17 protein-coding genes and 4 pseudogenes are annotated in these 19026 nt (G+C 70.2%); 12 read left to right on the top strand and 9 right to left on the bottom strand.

What is annotated here, in order from left to right; translation table 11 throughout:
* Positions 1–18 precede the first annotated feature (18 nt).
* Positions 19–1026: an Lrp/AsnC family transcriptional regulator gene (locus tag CGL27_RS08200; RefSeq protein WP_119985617.1), complete on the bottom strand. Its 1008-nt coding sequence runs from the start codon at positions 1024–1026 to the stop codon at positions 19–21.
* 242 nt (positions 1027–1268) lie between these two features.
* Positions 1269–2183 (bottom strand): LysR family transcriptional regulator, encoded by a 915-nt coding sequence (locus tag CGL27_RS08195; protein WP_078645045.1) that lies wholly within the window; start codon positions 2181–2183, stop codon positions 1269–1271.
* A 222-nt stretch (positions 2184–2405) separates the two neighbouring features.
* Here CGL27_RS08195 and CGL27_RS08190 point away from each other — a divergent pair, with 222 nt between their 5' ends.
* From CGL27_RS08190 to CGL27_RS50840, 8 genes and pseudogenes are all read left to right on the top strand, one after another.
* Positions 2406–3038, top strand: coding sequence for a hypothetical protein (locus tag CGL27_RS08190; RefSeq protein ID WP_240450393.1), 633 nt, complete (start codon positions 2406–2408; stop codon positions 3036–3038).
* Positions 3035–3443, top strand: a pseudogene (locus CGL27_RS08185) (alpha/beta fold hydrolase); the annotation flags it as partial. The gene CGL27_RS08190 and the pseudogene CGL27_RS08185, both read left to right, overlap by 4 nt.
* Positions 3443–3685 (top strand): annotated as a pseudogene (locus tag CGL27_RS08180) (helix-turn-helix domain-containing protein); the annotation flags it as partial. The pseudogenes CGL27_RS08185 and CGL27_RS08180, both read left to right, overlap by 1 nt.
* A gap of 121 nt (positions 3686–3806) precedes the next feature.
* On the top strand, positions 3807–4277 hold the full coding sequence (locus CGL27_RS08175; RefSeq protein ID WP_078647783.1) for a pyridoxamine 5'-phosphate oxidase family protein: 471 nt from the start codon (positions 3807–3809) through the stop codon (positions 4275–4277).
* Between the two features lie 345 nt (positions 4278–4622).
* Positions 4623–8024 (top strand): CARDB domain-containing protein, encoded by a 3402-nt coding sequence (locus CGL27_RS08170; RefSeq protein WP_119985615.1) that lies wholly within the window; start codon positions 4623–4625, stop codon positions 8022–8024.
* 102 nt (positions 8025–8126) lie between these two features.
* Positions 8127–8903 carry a hypothetical protein gene (locus CGL27_RS08165; protein WP_078647784.1) on the top strand — a complete coding sequence of 259 codons (777 nt, stop codon included), beginning with the start codon at positions 8127–8129 and terminating at the stop codon, positions 8901–8903.
* A pseudogene (locus CGL27_RS08160) lies at positions 8897–9901 on the top strand (MerR family transcriptional regulator); the annotation flags it as partial. The gene CGL27_RS08165 and the pseudogene CGL27_RS08160, both read left to right, overlap by 7 nt.
* 42 nt (positions 9902–9943) lie before the next feature.
* Entirely contained in the window at positions 9944–10378 is a 435-nt protein-coding gene (locus CGL27_RS50840) for a cupin domain-containing protein (protein ID WP_346345781.1), read from the top strand.
* Between the two features lie 104 nt (positions 10379–10482).
* Here CGL27_RS50840 and CGL27_RS08155 read toward each other — a convergent pair whose 3' ends face one another.
* Complete coding sequence (locus tag CGL27_RS08155) at positions 10483–11934, bottom strand: amidase (protein WP_078645050.1); 1452 nt, start codon at positions 11932–11934, stop codon at positions 10483–10485.
* A gap of 277 nt (positions 11935–12211) precedes the next feature.
* On the opposite strand from CGL27_RS08155, the gene CGL27_RS51620 reads away from it, so the two are divergent.
* Entirely contained in the window at positions 12212–12430 is a 219-nt protein-coding gene (locus tag CGL27_RS51620; protein WP_240450392.1) for a Clp protease N-terminal domain-containing protein, read from the top strand.
* Positions 12354–13049, top strand: coding sequence for a Clp protease N-terminal domain-containing protein (locus CGL27_RS08145; RefSeq protein WP_240450391.1), 696 nt, complete (start codon positions 12354–12356; stop codon positions 13047–13049). The genes CGL27_RS51620 and CGL27_RS08145 overlap by 77 nt, the downstream gene beginning before the upstream one ends.
* Positions 13050–13123: 74 nt before the next feature.
* On the opposite strand, the pseudogene CGL27_RS51615 reads toward CGL27_RS08145, so the two are convergent.
* From CGL27_RS51615 to wrbA, 3 genes and pseudogenes are all read right to left on the bottom strand, one after another.
* A pseudogene (locus CGL27_RS51615) lies at positions 13124–13219 on the bottom strand (LysR family transcriptional regulator); the annotation flags it as partial.
* Between the two features lie 29 nt (positions 13220–13248).
* Complete coding sequence (locus CGL27_RS08135) at positions 13249–13542, bottom strand: muconolactone Delta-isomerase family protein (protein ID WP_119994291.1); 294 nt, start codon at positions 13540–13542, stop codon at positions 13249–13251.
* A 148-nt stretch (positions 13543–13690) separates the two neighbouring features.
* Entirely contained in the window at positions 13691–14302 is a 612-nt protein-coding gene (wrbA, locus tag CGL27_RS08130; protein ID WP_078645059.1) for an NAD(P)H:quinone oxidoreductase, read from the bottom strand.
* A 197-nt stretch (positions 14303–14499) separates the two neighbouring features.
* Here wrbA and CGL27_RS08125 point away from each other — a divergent pair, with 197 nt between their 5' ends.
* On the top strand, positions 14500–15120 hold the full coding sequence (locus CGL27_RS08125; protein WP_078645061.1) for a TetR/AcrR family transcriptional regulator: 621 nt from the start codon (positions 14500–14502) through the stop codon (positions 15118–15120).
* Here the strand turns inward: CGL27_RS08125 and CGL27_RS08120 are convergent.
* Together CGL27_RS08120 and CGL27_RS08115 are read right to left on the bottom strand one after the other, a co-directional pair.
* Entirely contained in the window at positions 15110–16504 is a 1395-nt protein-coding gene (locus tag CGL27_RS08120; RefSeq protein WP_119985611.1) for a cytosine permease, read from the bottom strand. The two genes, CGL27_RS08125 and CGL27_RS08120, sit on opposite strands and share 11 nt — an antisense overlap.
* A complete protein-coding gene (locus CGL27_RS08115) occupies positions 16504–17760 on the bottom strand; it encodes a serine hydrolase domain-containing protein (RefSeq protein WP_119985609.1) in 1257 nt (418 codons plus the stop codon). Before CGL27_RS08115 ends, CGL27_RS08120 begins: the two co-directional genes overlap by 1 nt.
* Positions 17761–17882: 122 nt before the next feature.
* On the opposite strand from CGL27_RS08115, the gene CGL27_RS08110 reads away from it, so the two are divergent.
* Positions 17883–18812: a LysR family transcriptional regulator gene (locus CGL27_RS08110; RefSeq protein WP_162952911.1), complete on the top strand. Its 930-nt coding sequence runs from the start codon at positions 17883–17885 to the stop codon at positions 18810–18812.
* 26 nt (positions 18813–18838) lie between these two features.
* Here the strand turns inward: CGL27_RS08110 and CGL27_RS08105 are convergent, their stop codons facing one another.
* A complete protein-coding gene (locus tag CGL27_RS08105; protein WP_119985605.1) occupies positions 18839–19021 on the bottom strand; it encodes a hypothetical protein in 183 nt (60 codons plus the stop codon).
* Positions 19022–19026: the final 5 nt, after the last annotated feature.

Here is a 19026-nt window from a genome sequence, read left to right as displayed (position 1 = left end):
CGACAGCCGGCCGGGGGTTCAGACGGTGCGGACCATCCGGTGCCAGGAGTACTTCAGGGTGGCGAGGTGCAACGTCACGTCGGAGGCGATCAGCCCGGGCAGCGCCCCGATGACCTCACTGGTGTAGCGGAGCAGATCGGTGCGACGGGGCAGAACCATGTGTCCGACGAGGTTGAAACGCCCGGTCGCCGCGCCCAGGAACTTGGTCCCCGGATGGCGGGCGAGCTGCCGCCCCGCGGCTTCGAGCCGGTCGGGCTCGATCGACAGCCACACCATGAACTCCGCGTCGTACCCGAGCAGGGCCGGTTCGACCAGAGTCCGGAACTGCAGGATGCCGCGGGAGATGAGCCGGTCCATGGCCCGTGCGATACCTGCCTCGGTGTGGCCCAGGCGCCGGGACAGGGCGCTGACCTGGGCCCGGCCGTCCTCCTTGAGAGCCGCCACGACCTCCTGCTCCAGACCGGTCAGCGCTTTTGGCGCCCCGTCCCAGTCGTCGCGGTCGCAGGAGGACGCGAGAGAAGCGGGCCGCAGGTCCGCGGCCGCCTCGGCGGGCAGCAGCCCGGTGTCCCACATCGACGCGGAGGTGAACGCACGGATGACGGCGACCGCCTCGGTGCTGGTGATCAGGTCGGCCCCGGGCAGGTCGGTGAAGAGCATCCGCATCATCTCCTCGTTGTCACGGGCAACGAAATCGACGATGAGATCGGCGGCGCCGGTGACGACGGCCAGGAAGCGCACGTCCGGGCTGACGGCGAGCTGATCCGCGAGGTCCAGTCCGCGACCGGGCCTGGCCTGCACCCGGACGAGCATGGACGAGCCCTCCCGGGTGCGGTCCAGCTCCAGCGTGCCGACGACCCGCAGCACTCCCCGCTCGCGCAGGGCCTTGTAGCGCCGCTGGGCGGTCGTCTCGCTGGTACCCACCCAGCGGGCCACCGCGCACCACGGGGCACGACCGTTGAGCTGGAGCGCCGCGATCACGCAACGGTCCAGGTCATCGATGGTGTCCGCGAGTGCTTGGTGGGTCATGGGGCGGACGCTAATGAGCGCTTTTCCACTCGTCAATGATGGAATCCTGCATCGCTCCTGGTCACAGCCGGGCGATCCGGCGCCATGCACATCACGAAGGCGTAACACCCGCAGATCTGGCGTGCATGAACGGACGAGGCGCGGCGTGACGGATTACGTCACGCGGATATCCAAAAAAGTTCACCCTCGCCCCGGCCGCGGCGGGCACCGGCGTGATTCCTTCTCCTTCCCGGGTGGGGAAGTCAGTGCATGGGCAGCAACCGCGTGGCGGCCGCGGTGATGGTCCGCGCGGCGTGGGTGAGGACGGGGATCTCGCCGGCTCCGCGGCGGGTGACGGCCATGATGCGGCGGGCCGGGGCCGGTTCGCCGTGCAGCGGGAGACGCGCCACCAGCGATTCCTCGCTCAGTTGCGCCAGGCGCGGTACGAGGATGACGCCGAAGCCGTGGGCCACCAAGGCGGTTCCGGTGCCCCACTCGTCCGCGTGGTGCGCGATGTGGGGTGTGAAGCCCGCGCTCATGCAGGCGGCGAGCACCAGCTGGTGGTAGGTCGTGCCCGGGTTGCCCACGATCCACGGTTCGCGCGCGGCGTCGGCCAGGGTGACCCGCCGCTGCCGGGTCAGCGGGTGGTCCCGGGGGACGACCAGGTCCAGCGGGTCGTCCAGCAGCGGCCGCTGGTCGAAGCGCCGGTCGGTCATGGGTGGTGAATCGGCGGTGACGACGAGCAGCGCGAGGTCGGCTTCTTCCGAGAGCAGCAGGTCGAAGCAGCGGTCGGGTTCGGCCTCGATGATCCGCACCGTGAGATGGGGATGGGCGTCGCGCAGGTCGGCCGCGGCGGGAGGCAGCAGACGGCTGGCGGCGGTGGAGAACCCGCACAGGGTGACCTGTCCCGTGGGCTCGGTACCGGTGGCGGCCAGCTCGGCTCGGGCGAGTTCCCACTGTTCCTGAAGGCGCTCCGCGTGGCGCAGCAGGATGCGGGCCGCGTTCGTCAGGCGGATGCCGCGGCCTTGCTGCACCACCAGGTCCGTTCCGACCTCGTCGGCGAGCCGGCGCAACTGGTAGGAGACAGCGGAGGGGGTGTAATGCAGCACCCGTGCCGCGGCGGTCACCGAGCCGTGCTCGGCGACCATCTGGAGGATCCGGAGCCGGGAGTCAATCACGAAAATATTTTGCACGGTGACGCCGAGAATCGTCTGATTTTCCTCGCCTCCCTCCGGCCGCACACTGACTGACGTGATGGAGCGGCAGACGGTCTCGGAACGGGCGGTACGAACCGCCGTACTCCTGGTGATGGTCCCGACTGGCGGGCGCCTGTCTCCCCAGCCCGCTCTACCCCGATTACCAGCGTCCCTTCGGCTACGACGACCGTCTGCCACCGGCCGGTGCTGCGGCTGAGCGTGCTGCTCGCCGCGGTCGGCTCATGCTGCTTCCTGCTGGCCGACGATCCGGTCTGGCTCTCCACCGGCCGGGTCGGCCACGCGCTGGCCCTGGGCGCCGCGACCGGAGCCGCCCAGGCGCTCATCACCCGGCACCGCGGCCCCACCGCCCGCATCGCCGGACCGCTGCTCGCGAGCCCGGCCTTCGCGGCGGGCACCGCCGCGGGGCCGGTGGCCTCGGGCTTGCTCGCCCAGTACGCACCCGGCACGCTGACCACTCCCTATGGGCTGCATCTGGCCCTGCTGGCGTGGGTGTGGCACCGGCTGAGCCGGACCGTGCCCGCGCCGACGGCCACGCCCGGGGGAGGGGCACGGCGGCGGTGGCGCCCCACCCGCCCGCACCTACCACCGGCCCTCCGCTCGCTCATTCTGGTCGCGGGACTGCCGGTCCACCGAGCTACGGCAAGTCCGGCGACACCGTGCTCCGGGCCGCGGGAACGGAGAACTGACCCGTCCGGTGCCGGGCCGCCCGCGGCTTCGTGCCGGCCTTTGCCGGAGCCGGCAACTCGGCATCGTCACCGCTACGACGACATATGTACAAGACCGACGGTCGGCGGCCCCTGCACCATCCCCGCATGAGCGAACACGGCGTTGAGCTCTCGCACGGGATGCATGTGGTCCACGACGGCCCTCGGCAGGCACCGCCACTGTTGCTCATCCACGGATCGGGGGCCTCGGGCGGCTTCTGGGGCCCGGTGGTTTCCGGCGCTCGCCCGCCACCATCACGTCATTCGGGTCGACCTTCCGGGCTGCGGCCAGTCCCCGCCCACGGCGTCCTATGACGTGCCCGCGCAGGCGGGTCAGGTGGCGGCGCTGCCCGACGGCCTCGGCCTCCGTTCCGTGGCCGTGGCCGTGGCCGGGCACTCGAGCGGCGGCTACGTCGCCACCGCGCTTGCCGAACACCGCCCTGACCTGGTGAGATCGCTCGCGCTGATCAGCAGCGGCCCGAGTCTCGACGCCCTCCTGCCGCAGCCGCTCCTCCTTTGGTGCGGTTCGACCACGCGGCCCACCTTCTCGCGGCGGGTCACGCCGTCGCCGACGTTGCCACCGAGAGCGGCTACGTCGACCAGTCGCACCTCCACCGCGAGGTCAAGGCGTTCACGGGGCTCACGCCCACGGCCGTGGCCGTCGCGCCGTGGCTCGCGATCGACGATGTGGCGTGGCCGACTTCCTCGCCGTCCCGGAGGCCGCCCGCGGTGGTCGCGGAGGCGCAACCGACCTCATGACACGGCACACCGGGGTTCGGAGAGCGGCGAGTTGAGTTCCGGTCCACCGGTCGCTGGTAGTAGGTCCCGCGCCTCATGCGCGCTGTGAGCCCGCTGGCTAGGGTCGGCTCCCATGCACCCCATGCACCCCACGCATCCCACGGGAATCGTTCGTCGCCAGGCGGCGGAGCGAAGGCGCGACACTCTGGACCGGCTCGTCGCCGAGCGGGATGTATGGGTGTCGACGGGGCATCCTGAGCGCGGACCGCACCAGGTGCCGCTGTGGTTCTTGTGGGATGGGCAGGCCGTTTGGATGTGCACCGGCGCCACTTCGGTGACGGCGCGGAACGTCCGCGAGGAGCCGCGCGTGCGCCTGGCACTGCCGGACACCTTCGATGTGGTGCTGCTCCAAGGGGAGGCGGAGTGCTTCCCGGATCAGGAGGTCCCCGCAGACGCGGCCGAGGCATTCACCGCCAAGTTCGGGTGGGACCCTCGCGCGGAGGAGGGGCCCTTTCTCTACGTCCGCGTGGTGCCGAAGACGGTGCTCGCCTGGCGCGGCGAGCCGGAACTACGCGGGAGAGCCATCATGCGCGACGGGACGTGGCAGGAGTAGCCGCGCCGCCTCCGGGGAGGCGGCGCTCACGGCGATGGCGGCCGACTGAGGCACTCGGTGCCCAAGTACTGCCCCGTACCAGGCCGTTGACAAAGTCGATGGGCAGTAGAAATCTGTCGTCAAGGCACTGCAAAAGATAGACGAAATTACTCAACTCTTGCACTGCGGCTGGCTCGGCTTCTTCACCGCGACATCGTCTGGGCCCGCTGAACACCGTCATCGTCCACCAGGCGCACCGCTCCCTTATGCCTGCGTGCTCCCTGCCCCGAGAAATCCTGCGCGTCTGTGGGCGGCGGGTGGCGGGGCCGGTTGCGAGCGCTCAGGGGAAGGGATCGAGAGGGCCTCATGAGAAGAAGACATCACGGTCGGCGGTTAGCCGCCGGGCTTGTGACGGCGGGTCTGCTCACGGTCGGGCTGCTGGCCGTGACAGCCCATGCCGCGGAGGGAGCGAACCTGGCGCTGGGCAGGCCGGTGACGGCCGGCGGGGCACACGGCTCCTACCCGGCGAGCAATGTCACCGACGGCAGCCAGTCCACCTACTGGGAAGGCCCCGCGGGCTCGTTCCCGCAGTGGGTGCAGGTCGACCTCGGGAACAAGGCGGACATCGACGAGGTGGTGCTGAAGCTCCCCGCGTCGTGGGAGTCCCGCACCGAGGGCGTGAGAGTCCAGGGCAGCGCCGACGGCCAGAACTTCACCACCGTGGCCGCCGACGCGCGCAAGGACTTCTCGCCGTCGTCCGGCAACGCCGTGGCGCTCGACGTCACGGCCGAGGCGCGGTACGTGCGCGTACAGGTGACCGGCAACACGGGCTGGAACGCCGCCCAGCTCTCCGAGGTGGAGGTGCGCGGGGAGGCCGGCGGGGAGAACCCCGAGGACCCGCCCACGGGCACCAACCTGGCCCTGCGCAAGCCGATCGAGGCGTCGTCGACCACCCAGAACTACATCGCGAGCAACGCCAACGACGGCAGCACCGCCACCTACTGGGAGGCGAGCGGCCAGTCCTCGACGCTGACCGCGAAGCTCGGCGCCGACGCCGATCTGACCGGCGTCGTCGTCAGGCTCAACCCCGATCCGGTCTGGAACACCCGGTCGCAGAGCATCCAGGTGCTGGGACGGCCGGCCGGGGAGTCCGGTTTCACCTCGCTGAAGGACCGGGCCGATTACACCTTCAACCCGTCGCAGAACAAGAACACGGTGACCATCCCGGTCACGGGCCGGTACGCGGACGTACGCCTGCAGTTCTCCGGCAACACCGGCGCCGGCGGGGGACAGGTCGCCGAGTTCGAGGTCGTCGGCTCGGCCGCGCCCGCCCCCGACCTGACCGTCACCGATCTCTCCTGGTCGCCCGAGTCGCCCTCCGAGACGGACGCGGTCACCGTCGAGGCGACGGTCCGCAATGCCGGGACGGTCGCCGCGCCCGCGACCACGGTGAACGTCAGCCTCGAGGGCACGGTCGCCGGCAGTGGCGCGGTCGACGCGCTCGCGCCGGGCGCGTCGCTGAAGGTGCCGGTCAAGGTCGGCAAGCGGGCCATGGGCAGCTACACCGTCTCCGCCGTCGTCGATCCGACCGACACGGTCCCTGAGCTCGACAACACCAACAACAGCCGCAACGCCGCCTCGAAGCTGGTCGTCGGCCAGGCCCCCGGACCGGACCTGGAGGTCACCGGCATCACCACCAACCCCGCCAGCCCGGCCGTCGGCGCCAAGGTCACCTTCACCGTCGCGGTGCACAACAGGGGTACGAGCGCGGTGCCCGCCGGATCGGTCACCCGGCTCACCGTCGGCGAGACCACGCTGAACGGCACGGCGGGCACCGTCCCGGCCGGTGGCACGGCCACCGTGGCCATCAGCGGCGACTGGACCGCCACCAACGGGGGAGCGACGCTCACCGCGACGGCCGACGCCACCGGCACCGTCGCCGAGACCAACGAGGACAACAACACCCTCGCCCGCTCCCTCGTGGTCGGACGCGGCGCCGCCGTGCCGTACACCGAGTACGAGGCGGAGGACGGCCGGTACGACGGGACCCTGCTGAAGACGGACGCCAAGCGCACCTTCGGGCACACCAACTTCGCCACCGAGTCCTCCGGGCGCGAATCGGTCCGGCTCGACACCACCGGTCAGTACGTGGAGTTCACCTCCACCACCCCGTCCAACTCGATCGTCGTCCGCAACTCCATCCCGGACGCGGCAGCCGGTGGCGGCAAGGAGGCGACCATCAGCCTCTACGCGGACGGGAAGTTCGTCCGCAAACTCACCCTGTCCTCCAAGCACAGCTGGCTCTACGGCACGACCGACGACCCGGAGGGCCTGACCAATCGGCCCGGCGGCGACGCCCGGCGACTGTTCGACGAGTCCCACGCCCTGCTCACCGACTCCTACCCGGTGGGTACCAAGTTCCGGCTCCAGCGGGATGCCGGTGACGACGCGGCCTTCTACATCATCGACCTGGTCGATCTGGAGCAGGTGGCGGCACCGGCCACCAAGCCCGCCGACTGCGTCTCCATCACCGACTACGGGGCCGTGCCCAACGACGGCATCGACGACGCGGACGCCATCCAGCGCGCCGTCACGGCGGACCAGGAGGGCCAGATCCCCTGCGTGTGGATTCCCGCGGGCCAGTGGCGCCAGGAGAAGAAGATCCTGACCGACGACCCGCAGGACCACGGCCAGTACAACCAGATGGGCATCCGGGATGTCACCATCCGCGGTGCCGGGATGTGGCACTCCCAGCTCTACTCGCTCATCCCGCCCCAGGAAGCGGGCGGGATCAACCACCCCCATGAGGGCAACTTCGGCTTCGACATCGACGACAACACCAAGATCTCCGACATCGCCATCTTCGGCTCCGGCACCATCCGCGGCGGCGACGGCGGCGCCGAGGGCGGTGTCGGGCTCAACGGCCGCTTCGGCAAGAACACCAAGATCACCAACGTGTGGCTCGAGCACGCCAACGTCGGCGCCTGGGTCGGCCGCGACTACTCCAACATCCCCGAGCTGTGGGGGCCCGGTGACGGCCTCGAATTCAGCGGCGTACGGATCCGCAACACCTACGCCGACGGTGTCAACTTCACCAACGGCACCCGCAATTCGACCGTCTACAACTCCTCCTTCCGCAACACCGGCGACGACTCACTCGCCGTCTGGGCCAACAAGTACGTGAAGGACACCTCGACGGACATCGGCCACGACAACCACTTCCGCAACAACACGATCCAACTGCCCTGGCGGGCCAACGGCATCGCGGTCTACGGCGGCTACGGCAACACGATCGAGAACAACCTGATCTCCGACACCATGAACTACCCGGGGATCATGCTGGCCACCGACCACGACCCGCTGCCCTTCTCGGGCCAGACGCTCATCGCCAACAACGGTCTGTACCGCACGGGCGGCGCGTTCTGGGGCGAGGCGCAGGAGTTCGGCGCGATCACCCTGTTCGCCCAGGGGCAGGACATCCCGGGGGTCACGATCCGCGACACCGACATCCACGACTCCACCTACGACGGCATCCAGTTCAAGACGGGCGGCGGCACGATGCCCGGCGTCCGGATCGAGAACGTCACCATCGACAAGTCCAACAACGGATCCGGGATCCTCGCGATGAGCGGTGCGCGCGGCAGCGCCACGCTGACGAACGTGACGATCACCAACTCGGCCGAGGGCGATGTGATGAAGGAGCCCGGCTCGCAGTTCGTGATCAACGGCTCCGCGAACCGGTCCTCCGCATCCGCGTCGCGCGACTGAGCGCTGTTCCACCCGACGCACCGGTTCCGGCCCGTGACCAGCGGATCTTCCGATCCGCCGGTCACGGGCTTGACCTTGACACGGTGATAACGTGTGCCCTGGGTGCAGGAGGTGGCCCCGATCAACACCACAATCGGAACCCCGCAGAACACCCGAGTGGCCAACGCCCTGAGCGCCGAGGACTCGTCGGTCCGGCTTCAGGCGGCCCTGGCCGTCGGCTCGAACCCCGACCCCGGCTTCCTGGAGCCGCTCGTCGAGCGGTGCGCGGTCGAGCCGGACTTCTTCGTACGGGACATGCTGTCCTGGGCGCTGACCCGCCTCTCGCCCGAGATCACCCTGCCTCGGATCCGCCGGGAACTCGACGCTGAGCGCGCTCAGGCCCGCAGCCAGGCGTTGCACACGCTCTCCAAGATCGGCGACCAGGGCGCATGGGCCTGGATCACCCGCGACCTGCTGCGCGACGCCGACGACGAGATCGCGCGGACCGCGTGGCGCGTCGCGGTCGTCCTCGTACCCGAGGACGAGAAGGAGGACCTGGCCGACGAACTGGTCACGCAGCTCGGCCGCGGCGACCGCGATATGCGGCTGAGCCTGAGCCGGGCCCTGGTCGACCTCGGCGATGTGACCGAGCGTGCCCTGGAGCGGGCCGCGGCGAACGAGGACCCGGCGGTGGCCACGCACGCCCGCGCCACCGAGCTGCTCCGGCAGAACCCGGAGACCGGCTTCGACGCGGCGATCGACGAGGCGAAGCGAGTCGCCACACTCGGCCCCGAAAGAGCCGCTGCCGCAGAGGTTGCGGCTGCGTCGGGAGTCGCCGAGACCGCGGAGGCTGCCGACACCGCGGCGTCCGCGAAGAGTGCGGAGATCGCGGATTGCTGATCGGCGAGGTGGCCCGTCACTCGGGGGTGAGCGCCCGGATGCTCCGGCACTACGACGCCCTCGGGCTGGTGTGCCCGACCGGTCGCACCGTCGGCGGCTACCGCGAGTACTCCGCCGAGGACGTCCGCAGGATCTTCCACGTGGAGAGCCTGCGGTCCCTCGGGCTCTCGCTCAAGCAGATCGGGCGCGCGCTGGACGACCCGGCCTTCACCCCGTCCGCCCTGGTCAGCGACCTCATCCAATGGACGGAAGACCGCTTGGCGCGGGAAGCGGAGCTGCTCGAGCGGCTCCGCGCGATCGATGCGTCGGCGCCCACCGGCTGGCAGGACGTCCTGCGCATCGTCGAACTCATGCAGGGGCTCAACTCGACCAGCGCCGCGCGCAGGCAGCAGGCCGTCCTGGCTCGGCGGGGGGACGTGTCGGTTCCCGCCGAACTGCTGGCCGGGGCGGTCCTGGCCGAATCCGACCCCAATGTCGCGGGCGCCCTGCGCTGGGCCCTCGCCCGATCGGGCGGCGATGGCGTGGCGACGCTGGCCGCCGGTGTGCACTCGGAGGACGTCGACATCCGGCGGCGCGCGGTGCTGGCGATCGCCGAGATGTCCGAGGCCCCGGGCGCGACCGCGGCGCTTGCGGACGCGCTCGGCGACCCGGACCCGACGGTGCGCAGACAGGCCGCTCTGGCGTCGGGCAGGCGTGGCGTGACCGCGGCCGTGCCGACCCTCGTCGGCATGGTGGTCGAGGGCTCCAACGACGTCGACGCGGCAGAAGTCCTGGGAACGCTGTCCCAGGACCCCGAGTGTGCGGACCGGATCATGACCGCACTGGCCGACGAACTCGCCGCCCCCACCGCGGACTCCGCGACACGGATACGCCTGGCCCAGGCGCTGGTCGAGCTGCCGGGGGCCGCCGTGCGGGAGATCCTGCGCCAACTGACCCACGACGACGACCGCGCTGTCGCCCTTGTCGCCTCCTCCTTCGTCGGACTTCTCGAACAACGGAGGCAGGGCCGTCATAAACAGGGAGGCCATCTTGTCCTTTCTATGGACAGACCCTGTTTGGAGGAACACATGAGTGCTGAGCACGCACACCTGCCACCAGGCGTTGAGGTGATCATGACCCTGCCGGAGGCGGCGGCCCGCATCCCGGCCGGCGCCGAGGCCAGGACCGTCCGGGTCACCCTGCCGCCCGGTGACCCTGGCGCGCCGCCGCACCGGCACCCCGGACCGCTGTACGGCATCGTGACCGAGGGCGAGATCCTCTTCGAGCTGGAGGGGGAGGCGCCCCGGGTGCTCAAGGCTGGTGACGCCCTGTTCGAGCCCGGGGGAGACGTGATCCACTACCAGGGCGCCAACAACCTTACGGACGCGCGGTCGCAGCTTGTGGTGACCATGTTCGCGCCGCCCGGTACCCCGGTTCTGACCGTGGTCGGCCCGGAGGAACTGGCCGAACGACGGCACCTACGGGTGGCCCACTGAAAAGCTCGGTCACATGTGTGCGGGGCAGCCGGATCACATAGCCGTGATCCGGCTACCTCAAACAGGTTGACCTGGGCCGGAGTCGCGGACACCGGTAGGACGCGCTACTTCGGCGGCTGGAAGCCGCCGATCTTCTGCTCGAGCAGTTCGGCCAGCCGCAGCGGGGTGCGGTCCTCGAACATCGGGCCGATGAGCTGCACTCCCACCGGCAGACCCTCGGGGGACCGGCCCGCTGGTATGGCGGTGGCGGGCAGGCCGGGCATGGTGGCCACACCGGCCCAGACGAGCTGGTCGAAGTACGGGTACTCGACGCCGTCGATGTCGAGCCGGCGTTCCCTCGGATCGGGGTTGTGGTCGTGCGGGAACGCGGGAGTGGGCGTGATGGGACACACCACGGCGTCGAACTCGGCGAAGAGCTGCCGCCAGCCGTGGCGGTGGAGCTCGCGACGGCTGTTCGCCCCGATCCAGTCGTGGTGGCTGAACACCATGGCGCGCAGCCGCGCCGCATCGAGACTCTGGTCGTCCGCGCTCAGCGCGGCGGCGCTGGTCCGCAACTGCTCGTACGCCTCGACGGGGAAACGCGCGATCTGGCTCGAAAACAGCAACTGCGTGTAGAGCATCGCGGCTTCGGTCAGATCGGGCAGCAGCGGACTGTGCCGTTCGACGCGGGCACCGGCCTCGACAAGCGCGTCGGCCACCCGGTTCACGCCCGCCCGTACAGCGGACCCGGTCGGAATGAGCGGATGCTCGTCGAGGACCAGGACCCGGAAGTCGCCGAGCCGCTCGTGGCGCGCGGGCGGCAGCGTCACGTCGTACGCCACACCGAGCGTGAGCGGGTCCGGTCCTGCCATGACGTCGAGCAGGAGCATGAGGTCGCGGGCAGTGCGCGCCATCGGGCCGACGACGGCGAGATCGGGGTCGGCCGGCAAGGCCGGCGCGGGCGGCGGGACCATACCGCGGCTCGCCGCCAGCCCGAGTGTCGGCTTGTGTGCGTAGACACCGCAGAAATGCGCGGGGGCGCGCAATGAACCGGCGATGTCGGAGCCGATGGACAGCGCGCCGAATCCGGACGCCAGAGCAGCCGCCGATCCGCCGGAGGATCCACCCGGCGTACGACCGTGATCCCATGGGTTATTGGTGGTGCCGTAAATCTCGTTGAAGCTCTGCACATCTTGCAGCCCCACGGGCACATTGGTCTTACCGAGCACCACCGCGCCCGCGGCCTTGAGCCGCGACACCTGCACCGCGTCCTCGGCCGGCATGAAGTCGCGGTGTTGCGGCATGCCCCAGTTCGTGGGCAGCCCGGCGATGTTGTAGGACTCCTTGACCGTCACCGGAATGCCGAGCAGCGGCCGGTCCTCACCGCGGGCGCGCGCCTGGTCGGCACCGCGCGCGGCGGCCCGCGCACGGTCGAAGTCCGGCACACAGATCGCGTTGATCGCCTTGTCGTCCCGCTCGATACGGGCGATGGCCTGGTCGGTCAATTCCGCCGAGGTCACTTCACCGGCACGCAAAGCGGCCGCGAGTCTTTCGGCCGTCTGAAAATTCCACTCCATAAATCCGACCGTAACGGCCTGTGGAACAAGCCACGAAACGCTTCTCAACGCAACGGGATGGATGCCTCAATACGCATCAAGTTCCTCTCCGCCAAAGACAATTCGCCCGCTGGCGCTGGCGCTGGCGCTGTCCCGGGCCGATGGCGCGGTGCCGTTCGCGCCGGTTACTTCCGCTCCAGCGCGGCCAGACGCAGCTCAAGCTGGTCAACCCGGTGCCGTAGCAGGGTGACCTGAGCTTCCAGGCTGACTTCCCGTTCCGCCCGGGGTTGAATGCGCGGTGACGCGGCGGCGCGCTCGACCACCGCTTCCAGTTGGACCAGGCGCTGCGGCCCGTTCGGGCCAGGAGGCGAGGCTGCTCAAGCACCACCACATCGGCACGGAGCACATCCTGTTGGGGCTGCTCGACGCGCCGGACAGCCGTGCGCGAGGCGCAGCAGCTGCACCACACCTACATCGGTACGGAACACATCCTGCTCGCTCTGGTCAGGGAAGGTGAGGGCGTCGGCGCGAAGACGCTTGCCGAGCGGATCAGTCCGATCAGCAAGATCCGTGCCGCGGTGCTGGCCTCAGTGGAGGGATCGCAGGACGTCGCCGCCGGCCCATGGCCGGTCGGCACGACTGCCACCGAGGACACCGTGTCCGCCGCCGGCGCGCTGGCCGGTGGCGCACCGGTCGGCAGCCATCACCTTCTAGAGGCGATGCTGCGGGCGGAGAACAGCATGGCGGCCAGGGTGCTGCGCGAACTCGGAGTCGACCCGGACGCGGTCGCCGCCAAGATCGACGAACTGGACCCGGAGACGACCACGGACGCGAACCCGGAGGAAGCCGCCGCGCGCAGGATGGAAATCCGGCTGGTCGACGACGAGGTGCACCTGATCCTGCGGGACCCGGCAACGGTCACGATCGCCAAGAACGTCACCGAGCTGTCCGGTGGCCCGATCCATGGCGTCGGGCCGGTCGCCGGCCTGTTCGTCCCACTCTGGCGGTCGACCAACCAGCTACTGCTGCAGATCCAGCGCGTGCTGCAACCGGAACCCGAGGAAGCGGATGGATCCGCCGCGAGCAAGGTGGCCAAGGCCGTGCGCACAGTGCTCGCGCCCCGGCTCCGCCGCTGAATCGGAAGCAACCATGACCATCAGCATCGTTGGAACCGGCTTGGGCGGCCTGGCCCTTGCCCGTGTGCTGCATGTGACCTCGCCCGCCGCGCCGCGCTCACCGCGGCCTCCGCCTCCCGCAGGAACGCGCGGCCGACCACGGTGGGCACCAGTCCGGTCGGTGTGCGGGAGCACGGCGGCGGAGCCTGGACCAGGCGATTCAGCCGGTCGGGCCCGGGTCGTTGGGATGCGGCTGTACGGCGGTGACCACCGCGGCCATCCAGGGCCACAGGGGCAGGCTGCCCAGCACCTTCGCGCGCAGATCGGCCTCGCTGTCGGCGCGCCACACACCGATGCTGCGGAGCTCGCCCACCGGGCGCCACAGCCGGACCAAGTGGCCCGCGGAGGCGAGCTCCTTCGCCCGGGCGGACTCGTCCGCGCGGCGTCGGCCGACCTCGGCGGGGTCGGTGCCCTCGGGCACGGTGGTGGTGAGCTCGACCAGGAACTCCTTCATGGTCATGTTCCTCTCCGTGAGGTAGGGGGTCTCGGGGCGGTCGGCCGGAACCGTCTGTGAGGGCACCGTCGGGTGCCTGCGGCGCCGGGCGGCCCGCATCGGGTGACGAGGCGGGGCCGCGCCGACGGGCTTGCGTCCAGCGGACTGATCAGGCAGCGGCCTTGAGCGCGGTGGCCATCCTGACCGCGCGCTCGGCCTGGATGCGGGCGGCGGTGCGCGTGGTGTCGTCGACGGGGTTGGTGCCCTGGGCGTCGACGTGGGAGGTGCCGTAGGGGTTGCCGTCGGTGAACTTGGCCGGGTCGGTGAAACCGGGGCTGACGGTGATGCCGCCGAAGTGGTGGATGGAGTTGTAGAGGGCGAGGAGGGTGGACTCCTGGCCGGCGTGGGCGGTGGCGCTGGAGACGAAGCCGCTGTAGACCTTGTCGGCCAGCTTGCCCTGGGCCCACAGGCCGCCGAGCGTGTCGATGAACTGCTTGAGCTGCGCGGAGACATTGCCGAAGCGGGTGGGGGTGCCGAAGAGGACGGCGTCGGCCCACTCGATGTCGTCGGGGGTGGCCTCGGGGATCTCGGCGGTGGCGGCGTGGTGGGCGGCCCAGGCGGGGTTGGAATCGATGGCCGCCTGGGGAGCGAGCTCGGCGACCTTGAGCAGGCGGACCTCCGCACCGGCCTTGACGCCCGCGTCGCGGAGCTCCTTGGCGATCTCGGCGATGGTGCCGGTGGACGAGTAGTACACGACGGCGAGCTTGACGGGGGTGGTCACAGTGACTCTCCACTTCAGGGGGATATACGGTGCATGCGGTCGATAGTCGACCGGCCGGCTAAAGATTAGTAGACCGGTCGTCTAGTCGCAACCGCCGGCATGGAGCCAAGGGGTACAGGCCGACCCCCCGGGCGTCCGGCGGGACGCCCGGGGGCTGCGGATTCTCGGTATAGACGATCGGTCGTACACTTGCCGCCATGGGACGCACCAGTGATGCGAAGGAGAAGATCCTCAACGCCGCGCACTCGCTCATCGAGCTGCGTGGCTACTCGGCGCTGGGTGTCGCCGAGATCTGCAAGGCGGCCGACGTTCCCAAGGGCAGCTTCTACTACTTCTTCGAGTCGAAGGAGGCTCTTGCCCTGGCCGTCCTCGACGAGCACTGGCAGACGCAGCGCGGCGACTGGGCCCGGGCCCTGCACGACGACGGGGAGCCGCTCTCGCGGCTGCGCCGACTGTTCGAGCAGACCCAGGCCGGGCTGCGCGCGGGCCAGCAGAGCTGTGGAACGGTCTCCGGATGCATGTTCGGCAACCTCACCCTGGAACTGAGCAACCAGACCGAGCCCATCCGCGCACGCCTTCAGCAGATCTTCGACGCTCAGGTGGAGATGGTCGATACGGTCATCGCCGAAGCCCGGGAGCGCGGGGAGGTCACCGTTGGCGACACCCGTAACGCTGCCCGGTCGGTCGTCGCTCAGCTCGAGGGCCAGGTGCTGTTCGCCAAGCTCTACAACAACACCCAGCACCTCGAAGCCCTGTGGGACAACTGCCTGGCGCTGCTCTCCGCACGCCCGACGGGCGTGGCGGCCGTCAGCTCCTGACCAGTCCGGGAGCGACCGGCCGGGGCCGTCGGTCGGCGAACAGCTTGGTGCCGGCGTAGTACCCCACCGCGCCCACGACCAGCCCGACGAGCCAGGACAGATCGGCGCCGCCGAGGGATCGCACCAGCGGGCCGACGTAGATGCTGCTGTTGATGAACGGCAGTTCGGCGGCGATCGACACCACATAGACGAGCACCGCCCACCAGGTGAAGGTGCCGTACCGTCCGTTCTTCGTCAGCAGTTCGGGAATGTCGTAGTGGCCGCGGCGAACGAAGTAGTAGTCGGTGAGGTTGATCGCGGTCCATGGCACCAGCAGGTAGAGCACGAACAGGGTGATGTTCTGGAACGTCTCCAGCAGGCTGCCGCTGGCCAGGATGGCAAGCGCGCTGGCGAGGGCGGCGAAGCAGATGACGAAGATCGCCCGGGCCGTCGCGGTCGAGCGCACCCTGCCCTCCGCGGAGAGCGAGCTGAGCGCGGTGAGGAACGCACCGTAGGGACCTTCGGCACCCGCCGGGACCAGCCCCAGGAGCAGCGCCGCGACCACGAGCCAGCCGAACGACGGGAACCGGTCGGCCAGGAACCCGATCGCGTCGGAGTTCACCGCGTCGCTGTTGACCGTCGCCGCCATCGCCCCGATGACCATCGTGGCCGCGCCGCCCCCGGCCGAACCGAGGTAGGTGTAGGAGAAGGTGACCCTGGTCGGCGTGGACTCCGGCAGGTAGCGGGAGTAGTCGGAAACGTAGGGCGCCCAGGTGACCTGCCAGGCGACGCACACCGAGATCGCGGACACGATCACGCCGACGGAGTGCGTGGTGGGGCCGGGCGGATCCGTGGGCAACTGGGGGAGAAGCCGTACGAACAGCGCGAGGAACGCCACCCCCGAGATCACCGCGACCACCCGGCTCGCCGCGTGGATCAGCCGGTATCCCACCAGGGGGATCAGCAGCAACACCACGTTGAACACCACGATGCCCAGGGCCTTCGGCAGATGCGCCCAGGTGGCGATCGCCTGTCCGGCGACGAGGCTGCCCTCGACGGCGAAGCCGAGGTACATCAGCACGACCATGACCGAGGGCAGTATCGCGCCGTAGAAGCCGAACTGGGCGCGGCTCTGCACCATCTGCGGCAGGCCGAGTTGGGGCCCCTGCGCGGAGTGGTAGGCCATGAACAGCGCGCCGACCAGGTTTCCCACCAGGATGCTGATGATCGACCAGGTCAGGCCGAGTCCCATCCCGACGGGCACCGCACCGATGATCAGGGTGTTGATCTGGACGTTGTTGGAGAACCACAGGGCCAGTTGGTGCCATGGCCGGCCGTGGCGTTCCGAGGCCGGAATGTGTTCGATCGTGCGCCGCTCCAGCGCGAACGACGGGTGCTGTTCCATCACATCTCCCGTGCGCCGTCGACGGCCTCGGCGATCGCGGCCAGCGCCGCGGCATGCTCGGCGCGGCCGTCCCGGGGGTGCGGGAGGCTGGAGAACTTCACGATGACGACGTTCCGGACCGGGTCGAGCCAGAGGTACTGGCCGAAGATGCCGATTCCGAAGAAGGTGCCCACCGAGTCGCCGGGAGCCCACCACTGGTTGCGGTATGTCCCGTGGGGATAGATCGACCCGAGATCGCGGTCGGGCAGCACCGCCGTCCGGCCGCCCCGGCGGGTGGTGCGGACCCACTCCTCGGGAATGACCTGGCGGCCCGCCACCATGCCGCCGTCGAGCACGCACCGGCCGAACCGGGCCAGATCACGGGCGGTGGCGTGGATTCCGGCGCAGGCGTACGGGGCGCCCACCGGGTCCAGAGTGATCACGGCGTCGTGTTCGGCGCCGATCCGGGACCAGATCCGTTCACCGAGCAGATCCGGATAGGGCCTGCCCGCGGCGCGCTCCAGCACCCAGGCGAGTACGTCGGTGGTGGCCGAGCAGTACTGGAACCGGAGCCCGTGCGGGCCGTCGGGGGCCAGACCGGCCAGGAAGGCCCGTACGCCGTCGGGGTCGCCGTCGTGGTGGGGCCGCCAGCCGGCCGCGCGGTCCCCGACCTGTACCTGTGATCCCGGGTCGTCGTAGTCCTGGCTGTAGCGCAGCGCCGCGGTCATGTCCAACACGTCGCGCACCGTAGCCGTCCCGTACGCCGACGATGCGAGTTCCGGAACGTACGACCGCACCGGAGCCGACACGTCCAGGGTTCCGTCGGCCACCAGGCATCCCGCGGCCATGCCGGCGATCGACTTGGAGATCGACATCAGCGCATGCCGACGGTCCGGCGCCGCCTCGCCGTAGTAGCGCTCGAACAAGAGCTGGTCGCCCCGCAGCACGACGATCGCGTCGGTGGCCGTGCGTGCCAGGAACTCGGCCACCGTCGAGGGACCGTCGGCGGTCGCGATCGGCACCTCGTCCAGCTTCGTCCCGGCCGGGACGAACCGGCGGCAGGCGGTGCGGCCGCGCGGGATCACCGCGGTGTCGAAGAGCCGCTCGACATGGTTGAACGCCCACCGGTTGGCCGGCGGTTCCAGCCAGTTCTCCACCGTGGCCGGGTTTTCCGGAGAGGCGTCGGCCGCCGTGGCCGGCACCCCCTCCCCGCCGGGGCTCGTCGGGCGCCTGCGCGAAGGCGCGGTGTCGGTCTGCTCGCTCACAGGCTCGCTCATGGCTCTGGCTCCTGGTCCGGATGGGGCGTTCAGTGAGGCAGAACTCAGCGTCGCCAACTCGCATCATGCTGTCCAATACCGATTGCTTCGCCGATCCCATGCCGATTCGGCATAATGCGCGGGTGGAACTCAAACGCATCCGCTACTTCCTCGAGGTGGTCCGCGCCGGCACCGTCACCGCGGCGGCGGAACGGCTGCACATCGCCCAGCCGGCGGTGTCCCGGCAGCTGCGCTACCTGGAGACCGAGCTGGGACTCGTCCTGTTCGACCGGATCGGGCCGCGACTCCGGCTGACCAGCGCGGGACGGCAGTTCGCCGAGGTCGCCGAAGATCTCGTCCGCCGAGCCGACCGGATCGAATCCGCGGCCCGGCAGATGGCCCGCGGCGAGCTGTCCCAGGTGGTCGTGGCCGCCGCCCAGACCACCATCACCGAGGTGCTCGCACCGTTCGTCGCGACGCTGGCCCCCGACGATCCGTTCATCTCGGTACGCGAGGTGCCCGCGGACCAGATCCACAGCACCGTGCGCGAATACGCCGACCTCGGCGTCGCCGCGGGGCCGGCCGACGACCCGACGCTGACCTGGCGCCCGCTGACCGACGTTCCGCTGCGGGCCTATGTCGCCCCCGGCCATCGCTGGGCCACCGAGGGCCGACACGCGATCACGATCTCCGAGCTGGTCACCGAGAACCTGTTGCTGCTGACCCGGGAGCACCCGGCGCGCGGGATCCTGGACCGGGCGGTGTCCCAGGCGGGCCTGACCTACGCGCGGGTGGCCGAAAGCGGCAACGCCCTGATGTGCGAGGCGCTCGCGGCGAGCGGTTTCGGCGTCGGTGTCATCACCGACCTGCCCCGGTTCGGCGGCCACCCCCTGCTGATCGACACCGGCGCACGGACGACGCTGCGCCTGTCACTGCACGCCTGCTGGTCGCCGCACCACTACGCGGCGGGCGCGCTGGCCACCGTCGTGGACCGCCTCGCCGGGTTCGCCGCGACGTACGTCCACGACACCGCATGGCGAACCGGGCCGGGATCCCCGGGCGGGCCGAGCTGATCGGCCGATGCGGAGCCGAGCCCCGGTCAGTCATGGGTGGGGCCGGGCGCTGTGCCGTCACCCTCGCCGTTCTGCCGCGTGCGGCGGTGGTGGTGGTAGGCGCTGCGGACGTTGCGGGCAACGGCGATGGCCGCGGCGGTGAGGAGGGCGGAGGCGAGGTTGCCGGTGAGGTCGTGGAGGAGGAAGTCCTCCAGGTTGTCCCAGTCCATCGGTT

This window comes from Streptomyces sp. 11-1-2, assembly GCF_003595545.1.
GTDB lineage: Bacteria > Actinomycetota > Actinomycetes > Streptomycetales > Streptomycetaceae > Streptomyces > Streptomyces hygroscopicus_B.
The sequence above is the reverse complement of the archived record's forward strand: the minus strand, read 5'-3'. Positions and strand labels throughout refer to the sequence as shown.

What these genes read in the sequence shown, in the direction of transcription:
- CGL27_RS08200 (WP_119985617.1), bottom strand. Translation starts at nt 1,026, where the DNA reads ATGACCCACCAAGCACTCGCGGACACCATCGATGACCTGGACCGTTGC.
- CGL27_RS08175 (WP_078647783.1), top strand. Translation starts at nt 3,807, where the DNA reads ATGCACCCCACGCATCCCACGGGAATCGTTCGTCGCCAGGCGGCGGAG.
- CGL27_RS08170 (WP_119985615.1), top strand. Translation starts at nt 4,623, where the DNA reads ATGAGAAGAAGACATCACGGTCGGCGGTTAGCCGCCGGGCTTGTGACG.
- CGL27_RS50840 (WP_346345781.1), top strand. Translation starts at nt 9,944, where the DNA reads ATGGACAGACCCTGTTTGGAGGAACACATGAGTGCTGAGCACGCACAC.
- CGL27_RS08155 (WP_078645050.1), bottom strand. Translation starts at nt 11,934, where the DNA reads ATGGAGTGGAATTTTCAGACGGCCGAAAGACTCGCGGCCGCTTTGCGT.
- CGL27_RS08135 (WP_119994291.1), bottom strand. Translation starts at nt 13,542, where the DNA reads ATGAAGGAGTTCCTGGTCGAGCTCACCACCACCGTGCCCGAGGGCACC.
- CGL27_RS08125 (WP_078645061.1), top strand. Translation starts at nt 14,500, where the DNA reads ATGGGACGCACCAGTGATGCGAAGGAGAAGATCCTCAACGCCGCGCAC.
- CGL27_RS08120 (WP_119985611.1), bottom strand. Translation starts at nt 16,504, where the DNA reads ATGGAACAGCACCCGTCGTTCGCGCTGGAGCGGCGCACGATCGAACAC.
- CGL27_RS08115 (WP_119985609.1), bottom strand. Translation starts at nt 17,760, where the DNA reads ATGAGCGAGCCTGTGAGCGAGCAGACCGACACCGCGCCTTCGCGCAGG.
- CGL27_RS08105 (WP_119985605.1), bottom strand. Translation starts at nt 19,021, where the DNA reads ATGGACTGGGACAACCTGGAGGACTTCCTCCTCCACGACCTCACCGGC.